Origin of the sequence: Arthrobacter sp. PM3 (assembly GCF_003352915.1) — a bacterium.
GTDB lineage: Bacteria > Actinomycetota > Actinomycetes > Actinomycetales > Micrococcaceae > Arthrobacter.
In genome coordinates this window covers 2152158-2172525 of sequence record NZ_CP022314.1, presented here as the reverse complement: position 1 = coordinate 2172525, position 20368 = coordinate 2152158, and the positions used below count along the sequence as shown (strand labels likewise).

Below are 20368 nucleotides of genomic sequence, written 5' to 3'. Positions count from 1 at the left end.
CGTGGAGACGTGCGCATGAATGCCTCCCCGCGCGGCACTGTCCCGGCTGAGGGCAGCTGGAGCCCGCGGCTGGCCCTCCTGGTGGCCGCCACGTTCTTCATGGAGTTCCTCGACGGGACCGTCCTGACCACGGCCATTCCGAGTATCGCCGCCGATTTCTCGGTGCCGGCCGCCGACGTCAACATCACCATGACCGCCTACCTGATGACCGTGGCGATGGGCATCCCGCTCAGCAGCTGGCTTGCCGAGCGGTTGGGGGCGCGCCGGGTGTTCTGCCTGGCGATCGCGGTCTTCACCGCCGCGTCCCTGCTGTGCGCGCTCAGCCAGGACCTCACCATGCTGACCCTGAGCCGGATCCTGCAGGGCGCCGGCGGCGCCATGATGGTGCCCGTGGGAACCCTGGTGGTGCTGCGCGGAACCCCGAAGAAGGACCTGCTGCGGGCGACGGCGTTCCTGGTGTGGCCCGGGCTGCTGGCACCGGTCCTGGCCCCGCTCGTGGGCGGGGCCCTGACAAGCTACTTGTCCTGGCACTGGATCTTCCTGGTCAACCTGCCCCTGGGCGCGGCCGCGTTCATCGCCGCGCTTCGCCTGGTCCCGGCGGTCGGCGGCGACAGGACGCGCCGCCTCGACTGGCTGGGACTGGCCCTCACCACCCTCGGGGTGGGTTCCCTGCTGGTGGGCCTGGAACTCACGGGCGGCCGGGACGCCGCGCTGGCGGCGGCCGCCGGGATCGTGGCCGGCGTGGTGTTCCTGGCCGCCGCCGTGGCCTGGATGCGGCGGACCAGCACGCCGTTGTTCAACCTGTCCGTCTTCGGCGCCCGGACCTTCCGCGCGACGGCCACGGGCGGCTTCGTGTACCGCCTGACCATCAGTGCCGTGCCGTTCCTGCTGCCGCTGATGTTCCAGGCCGGCTTCGGCTGGGACCCGCTGCGCGCCGGGGCGATGGTCTCGGCCGTGTTCGTGGGGAACATCGGGATCAAGCCGGCGACCACCCCGCTCATCCGGCGGTTCGGTTTCAAGCCCGTCCTGGTGTTCGCGTCGCTGGCCTCGGCCGCGACTTTTGCGCTGTGCGCCCTGCTCGACGCCGGCACGCCCGAAGCGCTGATCTTCGTGCTGCTGGTGGCCAGCGGCGCCTTCCGCTCCATCGGTTTCTCGGCCTACGCCTCCGTCCAGTACGCCGACGTCGTCCCGGACCAGCTGCCCTCAGCGAACGCCGTCTCGGCAACCCTGGTGCAACTGGCCACCGCGGCGGGGATCGCCGTCGGTGCGCTCCTGCTCCGGCTCTTTGACGCGGGCAGCCAGGTGCTCGGATCCGCCGGCGCGGCGGCCGGTGATCCGGCCGCGCCTTACCGGGCCGCGTTCGTGGCCATCGCCGTCCTGATGCTCTTGAGCACGCTGGACAGCCTGGCCCTCCCCCGGCACGCGGGCGCCGAGGTCAGCCGGCCTGGCCAAGCGCCAGCGGCAGAACGGCGCCGGCGCCGGCGAGCCTGAGGGCCCGCCCGGCTACGGTCAGGGTCCAGCGGCTGTCCACGAGGTCGTCGATGAGCATCACGCTCTGGCCGTGGAGTCCGGCCAGGGCCTCCTCCAGCTCCGGCCCCACCGCCAGGCGGTCCCAGACGCCGGCGAGCCGGTAGGCGCTGTTGCCGCCGCGCCCGCCCGTGGGGCCGCCGTGCTGCAGCTGCAGCTGGCCAAGATACGGGATCCGGCCGATCCCGGAGATCCCGCGGGCCAGGGAGTCCACGAGCGCCGGTTTCCCCCGGGAGGGCAGGCTGACGATCGCGGCCGGCCGTCCGGCACCGGACCAGCCCGGGGTCCGGGCGTCCCCCGCGCCCCACTCCCGGAGCACCTGCACGCAGGCCTGCAGCATGCCGGGGTCCACGGGCCGGTCCGGCGCCCCGGCGGCGAAGGCCTCCCGCAGGGCACCGCCCCAGCCGAGGTCCGTCAGGCGCGCCAGCACCCGGCCGTCCGCCAGGGCTTCCTCCGGCTTGATCTTCCCCTTGACCGGCACACCGAGGCGGTCCATGCCGCTGGGCCACTGCAGCCGCGGTTCCAGCACAACGCCGGCCCGGCGGAGTGTCTGCCCGGCAGCTTCCGTGGCGGCGTCGGCGATATCGGCCGGGAACCAGCGGCCCGCGCAGTTGTCACAGCGGCCGCAGGCGCGGGCCGTCTCGTCGTCCAGCACGGAGGTGATGTATTCCATCCGGCAGCCGGCGGTGTCCTGGTAGATGACCATCGAGTCCTGTTCATCGACCCTGGCCTCGGCGATCCGGCCGTACCGTTCGGCATCGTACGTCCACGGCTGCCCGGTGGAGCGCCAGCCGCCGCCGACGCGCTCCACGGCGCCGTCCACGGCCAGGACCTTCAGCAGCAGCTCCAGCGGGGTCCGGCGCAGATCCACGCGGGCCTCCAGCGCCACCGTCGACACCGCGGTGCCGGCCTCGGCAAGGGCCGTCAGGACGGCGGCGGCCTTCTCCTCAGACGGCATCGACGCGGTGGCGAAGTACTGCCAGATGTCACGGTCCTCCGAGCCAGGCAGCAGCAGGACGTCGGCGTTCGCGGCGCCACGCCCGGCACGGCCCACCTGCTGGTAGTACGCCACCGGGGAGGACGGCGCCCCCAGGTGCACCACGAACCCGAGGTCCGGTTTATCGAAGCCCATGCCAAAGGCGGACGTGGCCACAAGCGCCTTGACCTGGTTGTCCTTGAGGAGCTGCTCGGCGCGTTCCCGGTCTGCGGGGTCGGTGCGGCCGGTGTAGGCCAGCACGTCGTGGCCGGCTTCGGCGAGCAGCCGGGCGGTGTCCTCGGCAGCTGACACGGTGAGGGTGTAGATGATCCCGCTGCCGTTCAGGTCCTGCAGGTGGGTCAGCAGCCAGCCCAGCCGTTCCCGCGAATCCGGCAGGGTCAGGACACCGAGCCGCAGTGATTCCCGCCCCAGCGGCCCGCGGATCGTCAGCACGTCCCTGCCGAGCTGTTCCTCAATGTCATGCACCACCCGGGAATTGGCGGTGGCGGTGGTGGCGAGCACCGGAACCGTGTCCGGGAGCTGCGTGATGAGGTCCGCGATGCGCCGGTAGTCGGGGCGGAAGTCGTGGCCCCAGTCGGAGATGCAATGGGCCTCGTCAATCACGAGCAGCCCGGTCCGGCGGACGAGTTCAGGGAGCTGGTTTTCGCGGAAGGACGGGTTGGTGAGGCGCTCGGGCGAGACCAGCAGGACATCGACCTGATCGGCGGCGAGCTGCTCGCGGACGGTGTCCCACTCCAGCTGGTTCGCGGAGTTGATGGCGACCGCGCGCACCCCGGCCCGGGCCGCGGCGGCCACCTGGTCGCGCATCAGGGCAAGGAGCGGGGAGACGATCAGGGTGGGCCCGGCGCCGCGGCGGCGCAGCAGCAGCGAGGCGACGAAGTACACGGCCGATTTCCCCCAGCCGGTGCGCTGCACCACCAAGGCCCGCCTGCCGGCGTCGACCAGTGCCTCGATGGCCTCGAACTGGCCGTCATGGAACTGCGCCTCCGGGTGTCCCACGAGCTCGCGCAGAACCGCCAGGGCCTGTTCCTGGGTCGGGGAAAGGGTGGTGCTGGAAGGGGAGTTCGGGTTACTGGCCATTGATTCAGTATCCCAGCCCCCTCCGACACCGGCCCAGCCAGGACCACGCTATGTGGACAACCCCACAGCAGCGGCCGCGTCAGGGCCGCAACGTAAGATAAGACGCGTGACTACGGACAAGACAAAGACTTTTGACCTTTCGGCCTCCTTCAAGGCCTATGACGTGCGCGGAATCGTGGGCCAATCCATCACCGCGGAGATCGTCGAGGCCGTCGGTGCCGCCTTCGTTGATGTCCTGGATCTCGCAGGCGAGACCGTCCTGGTGGGCGGGGACATGCGCCCCTCCTCTCCCGAGTTCACCAAAGCCTTCGCCAACGGCGCCGCCACGCGCGGGGCCAACGTCCAACTGCTGGACCTGATCTCCACCGACGAGCTCTACTACGCGTGCGGTGCCCTCAATGCTGCCGGCGCAACGTTCACGGCAAGCCACAACCCGGCCGAGTACAACGGCATCAAGATGGCCAAAGCCGGTGCGGTCCCGATCTCCTCCGAAACCGGGCTCAAGGAAATCCAGGCCCGTGCAGAGGAATACCTCAACGCCGGCACCATCCCCGCCGCCGGCAAGCGCGGCCTGGTCGGTGTGCACGATGTCCTCAAGGGCTATGCCGAGTACCTGCGCAGCCTTGTGGACCTGCGCGGTTCACGGCCGCTGAAGGTCGTGGTAGATGCCGGCAACGGCATGGCCGGCCTCACCACCCCGGCCGTGCTGGGCGATGCGCTGCTGCCCAAGCTTCCCCTGGAGATCGTGCCGCTGTACTTCGAGCTCGACGGCTCCTTCCCGAACCACCCGGCCAACCCGCTGGAGCCGGAAAACCTGCGCGACCTGCAGGCCGCCGTCGTCGAGCACGGCGCGGACATCGGCCTGGCGTTCGACGGCGACGCTGACCGCTGCTTCGTCATCGACGAAACCGGTGAGCCCGTCTCCCCGTCGGCGATCACCGGCATGGTGGCCCGCCGCGAAATCGCCCGCGCCCAGGGCCAGGGCGAGGACACGCCCACCGTCATCCACAACCTGCTGACCTCCCGCGCCGTGCCCGAGCTCGTCGAACGGCACGGCGGCCGCGCCGTCCGCACCCGCGTGGGCCACTCCTTCATCAAGGCGGTCATGGCCGCGGAAGGGGCGATCTTCGGCGGCGAGCACTCGGCGCACTTCTACTTCCGCGACTTCTGGAACGCGGACACCGGCATGCTGGCCGCCATGCACGTCCTGGCCGCCCTGGGCGAGCAGGACGGCCCGCTCTCCGAACTCGGCCGCGAATACGAGCCGTACCGGTCCTCCGGCGAGATCAACTCCGAAATCGAGGACAAGGCCGGCGCCGTGGAGCGCGTCCGCCAGGACTTCCATGATGAAGACGTCGAGATCGACTACCTCGACGGCAGCACCTTCATCGCCACCGACGGCAGCTACTGGTTCAACCTGCGCCCGTCCAACACCGAACCGTTCCTGCGCCTGAACGTCGAAGCCACGGACGCCGCCACCATGGAGCGGGTCCGCGACCGCGTCCTGGCCCTGGTCCGGGGCTAGCGGTGGCCGCACACCCCGAAGAATCCGCCGGTCAGGGCTCCTGGCGCGATTCCGTGCCGGAGGCCAGCGCCACGGACCTGGAGAACCTGATCGGCACCGGCGTCGGCGCCGCGCAGGAGCAGCTGGAGCGCAACGGCGGCTTCCTGCCGTTCGCCCTCGTGGTGCACAACGACGGCGAGGTCCGGCTGGTGGCCGTAACGCCTGCGGAGGCGGACGGACCCGACGCCGGCTTCGACTCGGACACGATGATCCGGGACCTGCACGAACTGCTCCGGCAGCACCGCGACGAGTTCCGGGCCGCCGCGGTCGTCTGTGACATCACCCTGCCCGAGGAAGACACGGACGCCATCCATGTCGCGGCGGAGCACCGGGACGGCTCCCTGTTCGCCACGGTGCTGCCGTATGCCCCGGACCCCGGAACGCACGGCCTCGCCTTCGGCCAGCTCGCCGCCGACGCCAACGAGCCCGCCGTGTGGGTGGACTAGACCGGCCGTAAGCTGGAGAGATGAAGATCAACGCCTTCGCGGATGTGAGCCTGCGCGCCATGATGGTGCTCGCGGCCGCTCCCGACGGCGTGCTCCTGACCACCCAAAGCATCGCCGACGCCGTGGGGACGCCCTATAACCACGTCAGCAAAGCGATGGCGAAGCTGCGCGAACTGGGAATGATCGACGTCGAACGCGGCCGCAACGGCGGGTCCCGGCTCAGCGGCACGGGCCGGGCCGCCACGGTCGGCCAGCTGCTGCGGCAGCTCGACACCCGCCAGGACGTGGCCGACTGCGTCGCCGCCGACGGCGCCTGCCCGCTCATCGCCGAATGTCGCCTCCGCACCGCGCTGGCCCAGGCCCGCGAGGCCTTCTACCGCGAACTCGACGGGATCGTGGTCGCTTCCCTGCCCACCACACGGCAGATGACGCCGGTCTTCCAGTCAATCGGCCTGCGCCCCGGACTCTAGGCCCGCCTCCGCCCGCCGCAACCTCGAACCGCCGATTTGCATCACTCTTCTACGCCATGTAGAACTAGAGGCATAAATACTCGTATTTCAAATGACAGTATTTGTGTCGCGGTCCGGTTGAAGACCCCGGGCCACTAACTCAGGAGTCAGCATGCTCTCGGACAAGTCCTTCCCGGTCATCGAGGCCACCCTGCCGCTGGTCGGTTCCCGCATCGGCGAAATCACCCCCAAGTTTTACGCCCGCCTGTTCGGTGCCCACCCGGAACTGCTGGACGGACTCTTCAGCCGCTCGAACCAGCGCAACGGCAACCAGCAGCAGGCCCTGGCCGGAAGCATCGCCGCTTTCGCCACCCACCTGGTGAACAACCCGGGGACCCTGCCCGAGACCGTCCTGGCCCGCATCGCCCACCGCCACGCTTCCCTCGGCATCACCGAACCGCAGTACCAGGTGGTCTACGAGCACCTGTTCGCGGCCATCGCCGAGGACCTGGCCGAAGTCATCACGCCGGAAATCGCCGAAGCCTGGACCGAGGTCTACTGGCTCATGGCGGACGCCCTCATCAAGCTCGAGAAGGGCCTCTACGCCGCCCAGGCTAATGGCAAGATGTGGACCCCCTGGAAAGTTGCCGCGAAGACCCCCGCCGGCACCGGGTCCATGACGTTTACCCTGGAACCGGCCGACGACACCCCCGTGACGGAGGCCCTCCCCGGCCAGTACGTCAGCGTCAAGGTCACCCTGCCGGACGGCCTCCGCCAGGTCCGCCAGTACTCCCTCTCCGGCGACGCCGGCACCAGCCGCAGCTTCACCACCAAGCTCGACGACGGCGGCGAGGTCTCCCCCGTGCTGCACAACAACGTGCAGGTGGGCGACATCATCGACATCTCCAACCCGTACGGCGAAATCACGCTCAAGGACGGAGACGGCCCCGTGGTCCTGGCCTCGGCCGGCATCGGCTGCACCCCGACGGCGTCCATCCTGCGCTCCCTCGCCGAGGCCGGCTCGGACCGCCAGGTCCTGGTCCTGCACGCGGAAAGCACCCTGGACAGCTGGGCCCTGCGCTCCCAGATGACAGACGACGTCGAACGCCTCGACGGCGCCGATCTCCAGCTCTGGCTCGAACAGCCCGAAGCCGGCGCCAGGGAGGGCTTCATGTCCCTGCGCGAGGTGGACCTGCCCGCCAACGCCTCCCTGTACCTGTGCGGCCCGCTGCCGTTCATGAAGAACATCCGCAACGAGGCCATCAGCGCCGGCATCCCCGCCACGAAGATCCACTATGAGGTCTTCGGCCCGGACATCTGGCTGGCCAGCTGATACCGATGACGGAACGACGGCGGCCCCGCACCTTTGTCCAAGGTGCGGGGCCGCCGTCGTTGTGGCCGCTGGGGCTGGCCGCTCCTGATCCGGCTCACCCCGCGGGCGGCACGCCGGTGATCGCGTGGCCGAAGCGCAGGAGGTTGCCGGGGTCGTAACTGGCCTTCGCGGCCCGCATCCGGTCGTAGACCTCCGGCGTCCATGCCCTGGCCCGATCGGCCTCATCCCCCGGCGTCCCATGGAAATTGACCAGCGTGAATCCGGTCGAGTGCGGGCTCATCGCGGTCAGGACGGTGCGGATGGAGGCCATGGACGCGTCGGCCACGGGCGGCATGTTGAAACCGACAAGGAACAGCAGGAACGCGGCGTCCCGCCCGGACACGGCGTTCGGCCGGCCCACGTCCCGGGACAGGGCGCCACCGAACGGCCGGATCTCCGCCAGGAGCAGCGGACAGTCGGAACCGTCGCCGGCGACCTCGAGCAGGTCCGCAACGGTGTCTTCACCGAAGTCCTCCAGCAGGGCCCCGCCGGAGACGAAGGGCAGCGGGTCCGCGGGGTCCATGTGGATCTGATCCACGTCCAGGTAGTCCATCGGGCCGGCGGTGTCCATCAACGGTGTGGAGATCTTGCGCATCGGGGCAAGCAGCGCATCCCCGTCCCCGCGGTTTCCCAGATAGGCAAACCGAAGGTGGACCACGAACTGGCCGCGCAGGGGCGGCGGCACGAAGTCCATGTCAGGCAGTCGAAGCAGGGAGATCGACGGCGAGGCGGCATCGGGCAGCGAAGGCAGCCATTGGCGGAAGGCGGCCAAAATCAGCGCCGCATCGGCCCCGGGATAGATGATGCCGCCTCCATAGAACTCACCGATTGGAAACAGGCTGAATTCCAATGCGGTCACGATCCCGAAGTTGCCCTTGCCTCCGCACATCAAAGCGAACAGTTCGGCGTCGGCGTCCGCGTCGATCCGGCGCAGCACGCCGTCGGCCGTGACGATCTCCATGCTGCGTACGTGGTCCGCGGCGAAACCGTGGGCGCGGCCGAGCACGGGCAGCCCGCCACCGACCGTGTAGCCGACGACGCCGACGTCGGTACTCGAACCGTGCAGTCCGACCAGCCCGTGCGGCACGCTCGCCTCCAGGACGGTGCGCCACTTCACGCCGGCACCAACCCGTGCGGTGCGCCGCACCGGATCGATCTGCACATCCTGCAGGCGCCGGGTGTTGATGAGCAGCCCGCCGTTGATCGCCGAATCGGCTCCGTGTCCTGTGGCCTGGACGGACACCGGAAGCCTGCGCTCCGCCGCCCATTTCACCCCGGCCACGACGTCGTGCGCGTCGGCGGCACCAAGCGCGACATCGGGCCGGTGGACGGTTGCGACGTTGAACGCGAACGTTTCTTCGGCGAATTCCGGGCTGTCCGGCAACGCGACCGGACCGCTGACAGCGCTGGACAAGGCATGGATGTCGTCGTTGACAAGCATGGCGAACTCCTGAAGTCGACCCGGCTGATGGTGCGGACCAGCCTAGGGAGGTCCGAGGCTGCCAGCTAGGGGCCTAAGTCCCAGCGTTCCTGGCGCAACGAGAAACGGGGGCCCCGCACCTTTGTCCAAGGTGCGGGGCCGCCGTCGTTGTGGCCGGATGCCGCAGGCTACTGCGCGGCCGCCATGCGGGCCTTCAGCCCGTCCAGCTCGGTCCGGAGTGCCTCCGGCAGCGAGTCGCCGAACTTGGCGTACCACTCGTCGATCGAGGCGAGCTCGGCCGCCCATTCCTCGGGGTCAACGCGGACCGCGTCCTCGACGTGCGAGTGGGTCAGGTCCAGGCCCTCGAGGTCCAGGGCGTGGCCGGCGGGCACGAAGCCGATGGGCGTCTCGACGGCGTCGGCCTTGCCCTCGATGCGTTCGATGGCCCACTTGAGGACGCGGGCGTTGTCGCCGAAGCCGGGCCAGGCGAAGTCGCCGTCGGCCGTGCGGCGGAACCAGTTGACCAGGAAGATCTTCGGCAGCCGGGCCGGGTTGGCCTTGGACGAGACACTGATCCAGTGCTTCAGGTAGTCGCCGGCGTCGTAGCCGATGAACGGCAGCATGGCCATCGGGTCGCGGCGGAGCACGCCCACCTGGCCGGCGGCCGCGGCCGTGGTCTCCGAGGACAGCGTCGAACCCATGAAGATGCCGTTGGTCCAGCTGCGGGCCTCGGTCACCAGGGGAACGGTGGTCTTGCGGCGGCCGCCGAAGAGGATCGCGGAAAGCTCCACGCCCTCGGGGCTGTAGTATTCCTCGGCCAGCATGTCGATCTGGGCGATCGGCGTGCAGAACCGCGAGTTCGGGTGGGCTGCCGGCCGGCCCGAGTCGGGCGTCCAGGAGTTGCCCTGCCAGTCGGTCAGGTGCGCGGGGGTCTCGTCGGTCATGCCCTCCCACCACACGCCGCCGTCGTCGGTGAGGGCGACGTTGGTGAAGATGCTGTGGCCCTTGGCGATGGCGCGCATAGCGTTCGGGTTGGTGCCCCAGCCGGTGCCGGGGGCGACGCCGAACAGGCCGGCTTCCGGGTTGGTGGCGCGCAGTTCACCTTCCTTGCCGATCCGCATCCAGGTGATGTCGTCGCCGAGGGTTTCAACTTCCCAGCCCTTGATGGTCGGATCCAGCAGGGCGAGGTTGGTCTTGCCGCAGGCCGAGGGGAAGGCGGCGGATACGTAGTAGTTCTTCTTCTCCGGCGAGGTCAGCTTGAGGATGAGCATGTGCTCGGCCAGCCAGCCTTCGTCGCGGGCCATGACCGAGGCGATGCGCAGGGCGTAGCACTTCTTGCCGAGCAGGGCGTTGCCGCCGTAGCCGGAGCCGAAGGACCAGATGGAGCGTTCCTCCGGGAAGTGGACGATCCACTTGTCGGGGTTGCAGGGCCACGCGACGTCGGCCTGGCCCGGTTCCAGCGGGGCACCCAGGGAGTGCAGGGCGGGGACAAAGAAGGCGTTCGTGGCGGTGATCTTGTCCAGGACCTCGGCACCGATGGTGGCCATGATGCGCATGGAGGCAACAACGTAGGCGCTGTCCGTGATCTCGACGCCGAACTTGGGATCCTCGGCGTCCAGGTGGCCCATGACGAACGGAATGACGTACATGGTGCGGCCGCGCATGGAGCCGGCGAACAGGCCGCGCAGCTTCTCCTTCATCTGCGCCGGAGCCATCCAGTTGTTCGTGAACCCGGCATCGCGTTCGTTCTCGGAGCAGATGAACGTCTGCTCTTCGACGCGGGCGACGTCGGCGGGGTCGGAGAACGCCGCAAAGGATTTCGGGAACAGGTCCTCGTTCAGCCGGGTAAGGGTGCCGGCTTCAACGAGCTCGTCCGTCAGCCGGGTGTTTTCCTCCTCGGAACCGTCAACCCAGTAGATCCGGTCCGGCCGAGTCAGTTCGGCCACCTCTTCAACCCATGCCAGCAGACCGGCATGTGTGGTGGGTGCCTTTTCAAGCAACGGCAGTCGCGCCAGATCTCCCATTACGGTTCCCTTCCTCGGGTTCAGTGGTGTGTCCTAAATGCTAGGGCCCGGCCACTGGACCAATTCGGGCCCGGACATGGGATGACCCGGGCAGCGGAAAACAAAAACCGCGGAAATTCAAGGAATTTATGGGTTGACACGTGCGTATTTTGTGACCAAGGTCACGTAGACCGGTCTAGTTGCGGACATTACACCCGCCTCGATTTGTAACTGGGCCCGGGCTCGCGTAAAGTAATTCGAGGTTCGGGGAGCGAGAAGTTCTCCAAAGCCGAAGATGCGCCCATAGCTCAGCTGGATAGAGCGTCTGTCTACGGAACAGAAGGTCAGGGGTTCGAATCCCTTTGGGCGCACAATAGAAACAAGAGATCCGCCCCGGTTCGCCGGGGCGGATCTCCTGTTTTAAGCTTCGCGTGCCGCCGGCGGGCCTGATCAGGCCGTGACGCGGGCGATCACGCTGCGGATGCCGTCGAAGTGACTGTTGAGCCGGGCGGCGGCGAGGGACTTGTCCGCCGTGGCGACGGCCTCGTAAATACCGCGGTGCAGCGCCGCCGTTTCATGGAGGTCGATCGCGTACGGTCCGCCGACCTCCAGGTGGATCCGCCGGTAGACCTTCCAGAACACGTCCATCAGGCTGATCAGCAGCTCATTGTTCAGGGGCTCGAACAGCCGGCGGTGGAACTCGGCGTCCGCCTCGATGAAGGGTTGCCCCGCGGCGGCCAGTGCCTCCATCTGCTCCACGGATGCCTCCACGCCGTCCAGCTGCTCCGGCGTGATCCTGTCCATGGCGGCGCCCACCAGGCCCGACTCCAGCGCCTGCCGCACATCGACGAGCTGCAGGGCTTCCTCGCCATGGTGGCGCAGGGACAGCCGGGCCCGGAAGGTGAGCCCGTCGGTCAGGGCCTCGAAATTGCTGGGAGCCACGAACATGCCAAAACCGTGCCGGATTTCAATGACGCCCACAGCCTGGAGCGCTTTAAGGGATTCCCGCAACGTGTTGCGGCCGACTCCAAGCGCGGCGGTGAGCTCGTTCTCCGTCGGCAGCGGGTCCCCGGCCACGAGGTCACGCTCCAGGATCAGCTCCAGGATGTCCGCCTGAAGGGCCCGCATCCGGGCCTGCGCACTGAACCTTGCCACCGGCAGGGTCTTGCCTGCTGTCATATTGCTTGCGGCCATGGCCGCCTCCTCCCCCAAAGTACTGTCCCAACAGTAGCGACGGTCCCCGGTCCTGCAAAGAGCCCGGCCCGGCACGTTACGCCCCGACCGCCCCGGATCCGGCCAAACCCCCGGCGTAGGCTGGTGCCATGACGGCACAGCGCGAGCAGGAATTCGATGTCATTGTGATCGGCGCGGGCGCCGTGGGCGAGAACGTGGCCGACCGCGTGGTCCGCGGCGGCCTGACGGCGGTCCTGGTCGAGGCGGAACTGGTGGGCGGCGAATGTTCCTACTGGGCCTGCATGCCGTCCAAAGCGCTCCTGCGGCCGGGCACGGCCCTGCACGGGGCGCAGACGGTCCCCGGCGCCCGGGAGGCCGTGACCCGCACCCTGGACGTGGACGCCGTCCTGAAGCGCCGGGACTACTTCACCTCGAACTGGCAGGACGACGGCCAGGTCAAATGGGTGGAGGAGACCGGGATCGAACTGATCCGCGGACACGGCCACATCACGGCCCCGCGCCAGGTGGCGGTGGCCGGGCTGGACGGCAACAATTATGCGCTCACGGCGCGGCACGCCGTGGTGGTCGCCACGGGCTCCACGCCGAACCGCCCGCCGATCGAGGGGCTTGAAAACATCGAGTACTGGACCACGCGGGAGGCGACCTCCGCCCGCAGCGTTCCGGCGCGGCTCGCCGTCCTCGGCGGCGGGGTGGCCGGCGTCGAACTCGCCCAGGCATATGCCCGCCTCGGCTCCTCCGTGACACTCGTGGCCCGCGGCGCCCTCCTGGGCGCCTTCCCGGAACAGGCCGCCGAACTGGTGGCGGCCGGCCTGCGCGCCGACGGCGTCGAACTCCGCCTGCAGACCGGAACGCGCAGCGTCAGCAGGAACGACGACGGCTCCCTCACCCTTGTTCTCGACGCCGGCGCCAGCCTCACCGCCGACCAGCTGCTCGTCACCGCCGGCCGGCGGCCGGCACTGGAGGGACTCGGCCTGGAGGGCGTCGGCCTGTCCGCGCCCGCGGGCGAACCCCTGCGGCTCTCCACCGATGCCAGTGGCCTAGTCCACCACGCGGCGGAGAACGCGCCCGACGCCGGCCCCTGGCTTTACGCCGCGGGCGACGCCGCCGGACGGGCGATGCTGACCCACCAGGGCAAGTACGGCGCCCGGGCCACCGGCGACGCCATCGCCGCCCGGGCCCGGGGGGAGCTGAGCGGCGAGCCGGCGCCGTGGAGCGGCTATGCCCACACGGCCTACGACCACGCCGTGCCGAACGTCGTTTTCACCGATCCGGAACTGGCGAACGTCGGCCGGACCATGAGGCAGGCGGAGAAGGACGGGTTCCGGGCCTCCACAGTGGAGCTGCCCATCCAGGTGGCCGGATCCTCGCTGCACGCCGAACACTATGAGGGCTGGGCACAGCTGGTCATCGACGAGGACCGCAAGGTGCTGCTGGGCGCCACGTTCGCCGGCCCGGACGTGGCAGAACTCCTGCATGCGGCCACGATCGCGGTGGTCGGCGAAGTGCCGCTGGACCGCCTGTGGCACGCCGTGCCTTCCTATCCGACCATCAGCGAGGTCTGGCTCCGCCTGCTGGAGGAGTACGGGCTGTGATCCGTTGATCACACTCGAGGTCACTTATTTGAACTGACCAGTCAGTTTAGTTAGCCTTGAAGCAGACACTGTATCTGCGAAAGGCCCCCATGCTCTCCGTGCAACAACTCCGTGTGAACGGACGCCGGAATGACCTCCTCCCGCCCACGTCCTTTGAGGTGCGCCCCGGCGAGCTGCTCCTGGCGGCGGGCGACCGCCAGGACCAGCGCACGGCCCTCGCTTTGGCGGTCAGCGGACGGATGCGGCCCTCCTCCGGGACCGCCGGCTGGGACGGCAGCACCCGGGTTGCGGCCCTCCGGCGCGTCAGCAGCCTGGTGGACTCCCCCGGCGTCAACGAGCCCGAGCAGCACCTGAGCGTCCGCGATCTTGTCACGGAGGACCTGGCCCTGGTCCCGCGCCGCCACCACGGCGCCCTGCGCGGCACCGCATGGCTGAAAATGAACGATTTTGAGGACCTCGCCGGGCTCTGGGCCGAACAGCTTCCGGCCCGCCGGCGGATCCAACTCCTCACGGCGCTGGCCCTGGCCAATCCCGCCACGGACCTGCTCGTGCTTGATTCCCCTGACCGGCACGGCGGCGACCCCGACGACTGGCTGCCGCAGCTGGACGCCCTGGCGCGCGACGCCGGGCGGCCGCTCGCCGTCGTCGCCGCCGTCACCCGCATCCCGGACAGCTGGACCGGGCCTGCCGCGGTGATCGGCAACGCTGAAAACCTCCTACCCGAAACCGAGGACGCCAAATGACTGTGCTGCGGCTGGCCCGCTCCGAGCTCAAACGCATGACCGGCGGTCTGCTGCCCAAGCTGACCATCCTGGCCCTGGCCCTGGTCCCGCTGCTCTACGGCGCCGTGTACCTCTACGCCAACTGGGATCCGTACGGCAAGCTGAACCAGATCGATGCCGCCCTGGTGGTTCAGGACACCGGTGCCGCATCGGCCGACGGAACCAGGCTCGAAGCCGGGCAGAAGGTGGCCGAGAGCCTCGTGGACGGGCACGTCTTCAACTGGAAGACGGTCGCCAGCACGGAGGAGGCGGACCAGGGCGTCAGCAACGGCACCTACGCGTTCGCCCTGAAAATCCCGCAGGACTTTTCCGCGAACCTGGCCTCGCCCGGCAGCTTCGACGCCGCCAACCAGGCCATGCTCAACGTCACCACCAACGATGCCAACAACTATCTCCTCAGCACCATCGTGGACAAGCTCACCACCGCCGTGCACGCCACTGTCGCCAAGGAAGTCGGCGAGGAGACCGCCAACCAGCTCCTCACCGGATTCGGCACCATCCACACGCAGATGCTCCAGGCCTCGGACGGCGCGGGCGAGCTGGCCGGCGGCGTCGCCCGGCTGCACGACGGCACAGTAACCCTGCACCAGGGCACGGGCGAACTTAAGGCCGGCGCCGCCGGACTGTACGACGGTGAAGTCAAGCTCCGGGACGGCGCCGCGTCCCTGAACGCCGGGGCCGGGCAGCTCAGCGGCGGCCTCACCCAGCTCAAGGATAAGACAGCAGCCCTGCCCGCCAGCACACAGCAGCTGGCTGACGGCGCCGCCCAGGTGGCCGCCGGCAACGCCGCGCTCAATACGGCGTTTAACAGCACAGTCCAGGCCATTCCGGGCCAGCTCGCCGCCGCCCAGCAGGCCGCCGCCCAGGGCCAGCGCAGCCGCGTGGTGGCATCCACCGGTCATCTGGTCGCCACGGGCGTGCTCACCCAGGCACAGGCGGATGCGGTCGTGGCCGACGTCGACGCCACCCCCGCCCCGGCGGCGCCGTCGGCCCCGGCCTCTGCGGCGGCCGCCAAGCTGCAGGCCGCCGCCGCGCAGGTCCAGAAACTGGCCGACGGGTCAGCCGCCGTCAGTGCCGGCGCCGCGGAACTGGCCGGCGCTGCGCCCGCCCTCAGCGGCGGCGTCGCCAAGGCCTCCGCCGGCGCGGACCAGCTCGCCGCCGGATCGTCCGCCCTCGCCGCCGGCCAGCAGGACGCCGTGGACGGCGCCGGCAGGCTCGCACAGGGGGCCCAGAGGCTCGACGACGGCGCCGCGCAGCTGGAGAACGGCGCGGCCAGTGCCTCCGACGGCGCGGGAACGCTGGCCTCGGAACTGGCCAAGGGCGCCGGGAAGGTCCCCAACCCCGACGACGCCCAGAAGGACAGCCTCGCCAAGGTCATGGCGGATCCGGTCGCCGTCAGCAACGTCTCCCAGGCCAAGGCAGGGTCCTACGGCGCCGGACTGGCTCCGTTCTTCCTCACGCTGGCCCTGTGGATCGGCATCTTCATGCTGGTGCAGGCGATGCGCCCGGTCACCCAGCGCGCGCTGGCGTCCAACGCGCCGGCCTGGAAGATCGCCGCCGGCGGCTGGCTTCCGTTCCTGGCGGTCTCCGCCGTCCAGGCCAGCCTGCTGACCCTCGTGGTGGATGCCGGGCTCGGGCTGGATCCGGCCCATCCGGTGCTGATGTGGTTCCTCATGCTGGCGGCCGCGATGGCGTTCAGCGCCATCATCCAGGGTGTCGTGGCGCTGCTGGGCTCGCCGGGCAAATTCGTGGTGCTCATCCTGCTGGTGCTGCAGCTCGTGTCCTCCGGCGGCACCTTCCCGTGGCAGACCACGCCCGAGCCGCTGCACGTGGTGCACCAGATCCTGCCCATGGGCTACGTGGTCACCGGGATGCGCCACCTGATCTACGGCGCCGATCTCGCCCTGATCGTGCCCACCCTGCTGGGACTCGTTGGCTACACTTTGCTGGGACTGGCAATGTCAACGCTCGCCGTCCGCAAGAACAAGTACTGGACCCTGAAGTCACTGAAACCGGAGATCGCCGTATGACCACCAGCCCGAGCGGCGGCAGCACGGCGGGCGCCGGAGATCCCGAGAAGAAACTCCGGCCCGGCCGCACCAACGCCACGAAGCAGAAACTCTTCGAGGCCTCCATGGAACTGATCGGAGAGCGCGGCGCGGCCGGCGTGACCGTCGACGAGATCGCCACGGCCGCCGGGGTCTCCAAGGGAACTGTGTACTACAACTTCGGCAGCAAGTCGGACCTGATCGCCCAGTTGCTGCGCCACGGGGTGGACATCCTCATGGCCCGGCTCCTCAGTGTCCGGGACGACTCCGCCGATCCGCTCGCCGCCATGGAGGAAATGATCGGCCAGGCGATGGACTTCATGGCCGACTATCCGTCGTTCGCCCGGCTCTGGGTCAGCGAAAACTGGCGGACTCCCAGCGAATGGCAGGACACCTTTGCCGAACTCCGCGGGCGCTTGCTCGCCGTGATCGGTTCCGCAATCGACGGCGTCGCCGCCGCCTATCCGGTTGATCCGGCCGTGTCCCGCGGCAGCCTCGAAACGGCGATTTTCGGGGCGTGCTTCGTGGTAGGGCTGGACCGCCAGACCTACAACCCGGAACGGACCCGGGAACAGAGCGTGAACGCAATTATGGCCTCCATGCGCGGCTACGTCGTGAAGCAGCCGCCCGCTCAGGCATGATTGTTCACATGCGTCACATGGGTATCAGCGGGAAGATCGCCATCGGAGCGTTCATCGCCGCCCTGGCGCTGCTGGTCCTGACCCTGATGACCCTGAACGAGACCGTGTTTTTGTGGTTCGCCGGCGCTTCGGCCACCGCGCATGTGGCCTGTGTGGGCGAGGTGGTGGTCCGGCGCCGGCACAAGACCCTGGCCGCGAGCGGACTGGGCAGTATCCTCTTCATCGCGTTCGGCATCGCCTTCCTGCGGCAATGGGGGCTGGCGTTCAATCCCGATCCCGACGCCCTGTCCACCCGGGTCGACGCCAGGTATCCGGACCTGTACTTCTACCTGTCCGCGGCGGCGGGAGCCCTCACCCTGCTCTTGCTGTTCGCCGGCACCGTCCTGCCCGGCAGGGCCCGCGGCCGGCTCGCCCCGGTCGCCCGCGGCGGACGCCGCCCGGCACCTGCGTCGAGGGCTTCGGGGGCCAGAACGGCAGGCCCGCGGGCTGCCGGGAGGCGGACGACGGCGCGCGGAACGGCGGCGCGCCCGGCCGCACCGCGCGCTGTGGCCCGGCCCGCGACGAAGGCACCGGTCCGGTCGGCCGCCGCAAAGGCCGCAGTCAAGGCACCCGTTAAGGCACCGATGAAGACGCCCGTCAAGGCGCCAGCCAAGTCTCCGGTGAAGGCACCGGCAGCGAAAACACCTGCCAGGTCCTCGTCCCGGCGCTAAACCCGCCTGCCGAACCGGCGGGAAGATCACCGGCTCAGAGGTTGCGCGGCCTGTCATCCGGGTGGGTTGTCCCCGTGCCACCGGCGGCACCCGGACCGGGTGCGTTTTCGCCGCTGCGCGGCTCACCGGCGACCTGCTCACCTGGCACCTGCTCACCGGAGACGGGGGCGCCGGCGGTCTCGTCGGACCGCATCTGCCTGCGGGTCGGGGTGTCTGTGGCCGGCGTGTCCTGCCCGGCCGTGACCACGTCCGGGTCCAGTTCGTCGGCCTTGCGCAGTTGTTCCTGCGCGCCGGAGCGGACCTTCTCGGCTTCCTCCTGACGGCCGCGGGCTTCCTGCCGCAGCCGCTCGGCCTCCAGCTCGGCCTGCTGAGCGTCGGCTTCGGCGCGTGCCGCCTTGGCCTCGCGTTCCCGCGCGGCGAATTCGTCCGCCTTGGCTTGTTCGCGCATCTCGGCGGCGCGGTTGCGGTCCGCCGCCTCCTTGCGCCGCCGGCTGACCACGACGGCCACTGCGACGATCACCAGAACCACGATGACGCCGACGATAATTCCCATGAGCTGCCCTGAATCCACGTTGATCCACCTTTTCCCTGAAGTTGTCCTACCTGCCCCAAAACCACTGGAGAAACCACATCAGCAAACAGGAACAGTAAACCGCAGAACGCAGCAGGTAGCTATGGCCCCGGGCCGGTTGCCGGCCCGGGCGGCCCGTTATTTGGCGCGGGGCACCTTGAAGTGGGTCAGCCTGGCGTCCTGCCCGTCGAGCTCGGCCCAGGACTTTTCCGTTTCCAGCACGGTCAGCCCGCTGGTCGGATAGCGCGTGGCGGCGTCCATGTAGGCGTCGTGGTCTGAATCGCGCGACGCCAGATGCATGGCCAGGTCCTGCACGCCCGGCATGTGCGAAATCACCAGGAGCGTGTTCACGGTGTCCGGGACGTGGTTGATCACGGCCAGCATCCGCCGTGCGGACGCGGCGTAGAGGCCGTCCTCGAGTTTCGCCGTCGGGGCCTTGTCACCGAGCGCGTGGCACACCCATGTGCAGGTCTGCCGTGTGCGCAGCGCGCTGGAGCAGAGGATGAAATCAGGGACAAACCCGTGCTTGAGCAGCCATTTTCCGGCGACCGGGGCATCCTTGTGGCCGCGTTCTTCCAGCGGCCGTTCGTGGTCGGCCACCCCGCCGGGCCAGTCGGACTTGGCGTGGCGCATGATCACCAGCCGTTTGATGTGATGCGCGCTCATGGCTCAATCCTAGTGCGGCGCCGGCCGCCCACGGGCGCGCATCGCCTGTGGTGCCGGCTCAGTCCTCCAGGACAAATGTCACTTCGAGGACAACGTGCCAGGCGACGACGGCGCCGCCGCTGATTTCCACCTTTTGTTCTTTGACCCACGCCCCGGTGACGTTGCGCAGGGTCTTGTTGGCCCGCTCGATGCCTTCCTTGATGGCGTCGTCGAACGAGGTTTTGGAGTTGGCGCTCAGGGTGGTGATACGTGCAACAGACATGCTTCCTCCCGGTAGTCGAATCAACGATCCGAAGCCTACGCCGGAGCAGCGAAACACAACAGAGGCCAACCGCGCCCCGGGCCGCTGCGGGGATGCGCCGCGAAAGCGACAGCGCCCGCCCCCATGCAGGGGGCGGGCGCTGTGCGCGGGAATGTGGCTAGATGGAGTATTCCGGGGCGGCCCAGACCACCACTTCGGGGTGCTCGTAGAACCGGTAGCCCTGGCCGCGGACGGTGCGCACCGTGTTGGCCAGGCGACCCAGCTTGGAACGGAGCCTGCGGATGTGGACGTCGATGGTCCGCTCGTTCGGGACCTCCTCGGCGTTGCGCCACAGGCCCTCAAGCAGCTCGTCACGGCCCACGGTGCGGGTGCCGTTCTCCACGAGGTAGTTCAGGAGCTCGAATTCCTTGAACGTCAGATTCAGGGATTCGCCGTCGAGGTGCACTTCACGGCGGGCGAGGTCGATCAGGACGCCGGACGGCCGCGGATCCTGCGGCTGCTGCAGCCGCGCGGTTTCGGGGCGCTGGCGGGCTCCGGCGGTCGGGTCACCGAAGGTCGAGCGGACGACGTCGAGGGCAGAGCCCGGGGCACTGGCCGGGGCGACGGCGACTGCGGCGTAGCTTTCAGCGCCGGCAACCAGCGACTGTGCGTAGGCCCGGATTTCCTGGGCAAGCTTGGCAATCGAGGTGCCGGCGGCCGCCGCGGTCTCCTCGTCGATTCCCATGTACAGCACGAAGCCGCGGGCGACGTTGTCACTGGCGGCGGGACGGGCCGGGCTGCCGGCACCCGGCGCAATCACGGGCGTCGGCGCCGTGGCGGGGGCGGGCGGGACGGCGCGGAGCTGGCCGTAGGAATCAGGGTTGTAGCCTTGGGCTGCATATCCGGGGGCCGGGAAAGTGCCGGTGGATCCGGCAGGGGCGAAAGCGGAGCGTCCGCCGAAGCCCTGGCGGATCCCGGAGGTTTGGGCGGCCTTGCTGGCGTTACGGACGGAGATGTGGACGTATCCGGATGCAACTGACATGGAATGCTTACCTCAATGTGAAT

At 69.2% G+C, this 20368-nt stretch carries 18 protein-coding genes and 1 tRNA gene; 11 read left to right on the top strand and 8 right to left on the bottom strand.

All coding sequences use genetic code 11. From position 1 onward, the window contains the following. Positions 1 to 15: 15 nt before the first annotated feature. Positions 16 to 1491 carry an MFS transporter gene (locus CFN17_RS10045; RefSeq protein WP_208751246.1) on the top strand — a complete coding sequence of 492 codons (1476 nt, stop codon included), beginning with the start codon at positions 16 to 18 and terminating at the stop codon, positions 1489 to 1491. Here CFN17_RS10045 and CFN17_RS10040 read toward each other — a convergent pair. Further along, a complete protein-coding gene (locus tag CFN17_RS10040; protein WP_208751245.1) occupies positions 1436 to 3604 on the bottom strand; it encodes an ATP-dependent DNA helicase RecQ in 2169 nt (722 codons plus the stop codon). The two genes, CFN17_RS10045 and CFN17_RS10040, sit on opposite strands and share 56 nt — an antisense overlap. Before the next feature lie 106 nt (positions 3605 to 3710). On the opposite strand from CFN17_RS10040, the gene CFN17_RS10035 reads away from it, so the two are divergent. The 4 genes from CFN17_RS10035 (at position 3711) to CFN17_RS10020 (ending at position 7396) form a co-directional block, all read left to right on the top strand. Then, a complete protein-coding gene (locus CFN17_RS10035; protein ID WP_208751244.1) occupies positions 3711 to 5129 on the top strand; it encodes a phosphomannomutase/phosphoglucomutase in 1419 nt (472 codons plus the stop codon). A 2-nt stretch (positions 5130 to 5131) separates the two neighbouring features. After that, positions 5132 to 5614 carry a hypothetical protein gene (locus CFN17_RS10030; protein WP_208751243.1) on the top strand — a complete coding sequence of 161 codons (483 nt, stop codon included), beginning with the start codon at positions 5132 to 5134 and terminating at the stop codon, positions 5612 to 5614. Positions 5615 to 5634: 20 nt separating this feature from the next. After that, positions 5635 to 6084 (top strand): Rrf2 family transcriptional regulator, encoded by a 450-nt coding sequence (locus CFN17_RS10025; RefSeq protein WP_208751242.1) that lies wholly within the window; start codon positions 5635 to 5637, stop codon positions 6082 to 6084. 151 nt (positions 6085 to 6235) lie between these two features. Next, entirely contained in the window at positions 6236 to 7396 is a 1161-nt protein-coding gene (locus CFN17_RS10020; protein ID WP_208751241.1) for a globin domain-containing protein, read from the top strand. A 94-nt stretch (positions 7397 to 7490) separates the two neighbouring features. Here the strand turns inward: CFN17_RS10020 and CFN17_RS10015 are convergent, their stop codons facing one another. Together CFN17_RS10015 and CFN17_RS10010 are read right to left on the bottom strand one after the other, a co-directional pair. Then, positions 7491 to 8876: an FAD-binding oxidoreductase gene (locus tag CFN17_RS10015; RefSeq protein WP_208751240.1), complete on the bottom strand. Its 1386-nt coding sequence runs from the start codon at positions 8874 to 8876 to the stop codon at positions 7491 to 7493. Between the two features lie 167 nt (positions 8877 to 9043). Beyond that, the gene (locus CFN17_RS10010; protein WP_208751239.1) at positions 9044 to 10879 is read right to left on the bottom strand and encodes a phosphoenolpyruvate carboxykinase (GTP); all 1836 of its coding nucleotides are present in this window, start codon (positions 10877 to 10879) and stop codon (positions 9044 to 9046) included. Between the two features lie 276 nt (positions 10880 to 11155). On the opposite strand from CFN17_RS10010, the gene CFN17_RS10005 reads away from it, so the two are divergent. Further along, positions 11156 to 11229, top strand: a tRNA-Arg gene (locus tag CFN17_RS10005). 79 nt (positions 11230 to 11308) lie between these two features. Here the strand turns inward: CFN17_RS10005 and CFN17_RS10000 are convergent. Continuing rightward, positions 11309 to 12052, bottom strand: coding sequence for a FadR/GntR family transcriptional regulator (locus CFN17_RS10000; RefSeq protein WP_208751238.1), 744 nt, complete (start codon positions 12050 to 12052; stop codon positions 11309 to 11311). Between the two features lie 128 nt (positions 12053 to 12180). On the opposite strand from CFN17_RS10000, the gene CFN17_RS09995 reads away from it, so the two are divergent. The 5 genes from CFN17_RS09995 (at position 12181) to CFN17_RS09975 (ending at position 17825) form a co-directional block, all read left to right on the top strand. Further along, a complete protein-coding gene (locus CFN17_RS09995) occupies positions 12181 to 13644 on the top strand; it encodes an NAD(P)/FAD-dependent oxidoreductase (protein ID WP_208751237.1) in 1464 nt (487 codons plus the stop codon). Positions 13645 to 13733: 89 nt separating this feature from the next. Beyond that, positions 13734 to 14387, top strand: coding sequence for an ABC transporter ATP-binding protein (locus CFN17_RS09990; RefSeq protein WP_208751423.1), 654 nt, complete (start codon positions 13734 to 13736; stop codon positions 14385 to 14387). Continuing rightward, complete coding sequence (locus tag CFN17_RS09985) at positions 14384 to 16456, top strand: YhgE/Pip family protein (RefSeq protein ID WP_208751236.1); 2073 nt, start codon at positions 14384 to 14386, stop codon at positions 16454 to 16456. The genes CFN17_RS09990 and CFN17_RS09985 overlap by 4 nt, the downstream gene beginning before the upstream one ends. Next, entirely contained in the window at positions 16453 to 17115 is a 663-nt protein-coding gene (locus CFN17_RS09980; RefSeq protein WP_208751235.1) for a TetR/AcrR family transcriptional regulator, read from the top strand. The genes CFN17_RS09985 and CFN17_RS09980 overlap by 4 nt, the downstream gene beginning before the upstream one ends. Before the next feature lie 8 nt (positions 17116 to 17123). Continuing rightward, positions 17124 to 17825 carry a hypothetical protein gene (locus CFN17_RS09975; RefSeq protein WP_208751234.1) on the top strand — a complete coding sequence of 234 codons (702 nt, stop codon included), beginning with the start codon at positions 17124 to 17126 and terminating at the stop codon, positions 17823 to 17825. 34 nt (positions 17826 to 17859) lie between these two features. On the opposite strand, the gene CFN17_RS09970 is transcribed toward CFN17_RS09975, so the two are convergent. The 4 genes from CFN17_RS09970 to CFN17_RS09955 all read right to left on the bottom strand — a co-directional run bounded on the left by CFN17_RS09970 (position 17860) and on the right by CFN17_RS09955 (position 20345). Then, positions 17860 to 18396, bottom strand: coding sequence for a hypothetical protein (locus CFN17_RS09970; RefSeq protein WP_208751233.1), 537 nt, complete (start codon positions 18394 to 18396; stop codon positions 17860 to 17862). A gap of 138 nt (positions 18397 to 18534) precedes the next feature. Continuing rightward, complete coding sequence (locus tag CFN17_RS09965) at positions 18535 to 19062, bottom strand: histidine phosphatase family protein (RefSeq protein ID WP_208751232.1); 528 nt, start codon at positions 19060 to 19062, stop codon at positions 18535 to 18537. A 58-nt stretch (positions 19063 to 19120) separates the two neighbouring features. Continuing rightward, positions 19121 to 19324, bottom strand: a complete 204-nt coding sequence (locus CFN17_RS09960; RefSeq protein WP_208751231.1) for a dodecin family protein — start codon at positions 19322 to 19324, stop codon at positions 19121 to 19123. A 157-nt stretch (positions 19325 to 19481) separates the two neighbouring features. Beyond that, positions 19482 to 20345, bottom strand: coding sequence for a winged helix-turn-helix domain-containing protein (locus CFN17_RS09955; protein ID WP_208751230.1), 864 nt, complete (start codon positions 20343 to 20345; stop codon positions 19482 to 19484). Between the last annotated feature and the right edge of the window lie 23 nt (positions 20346 to 20368).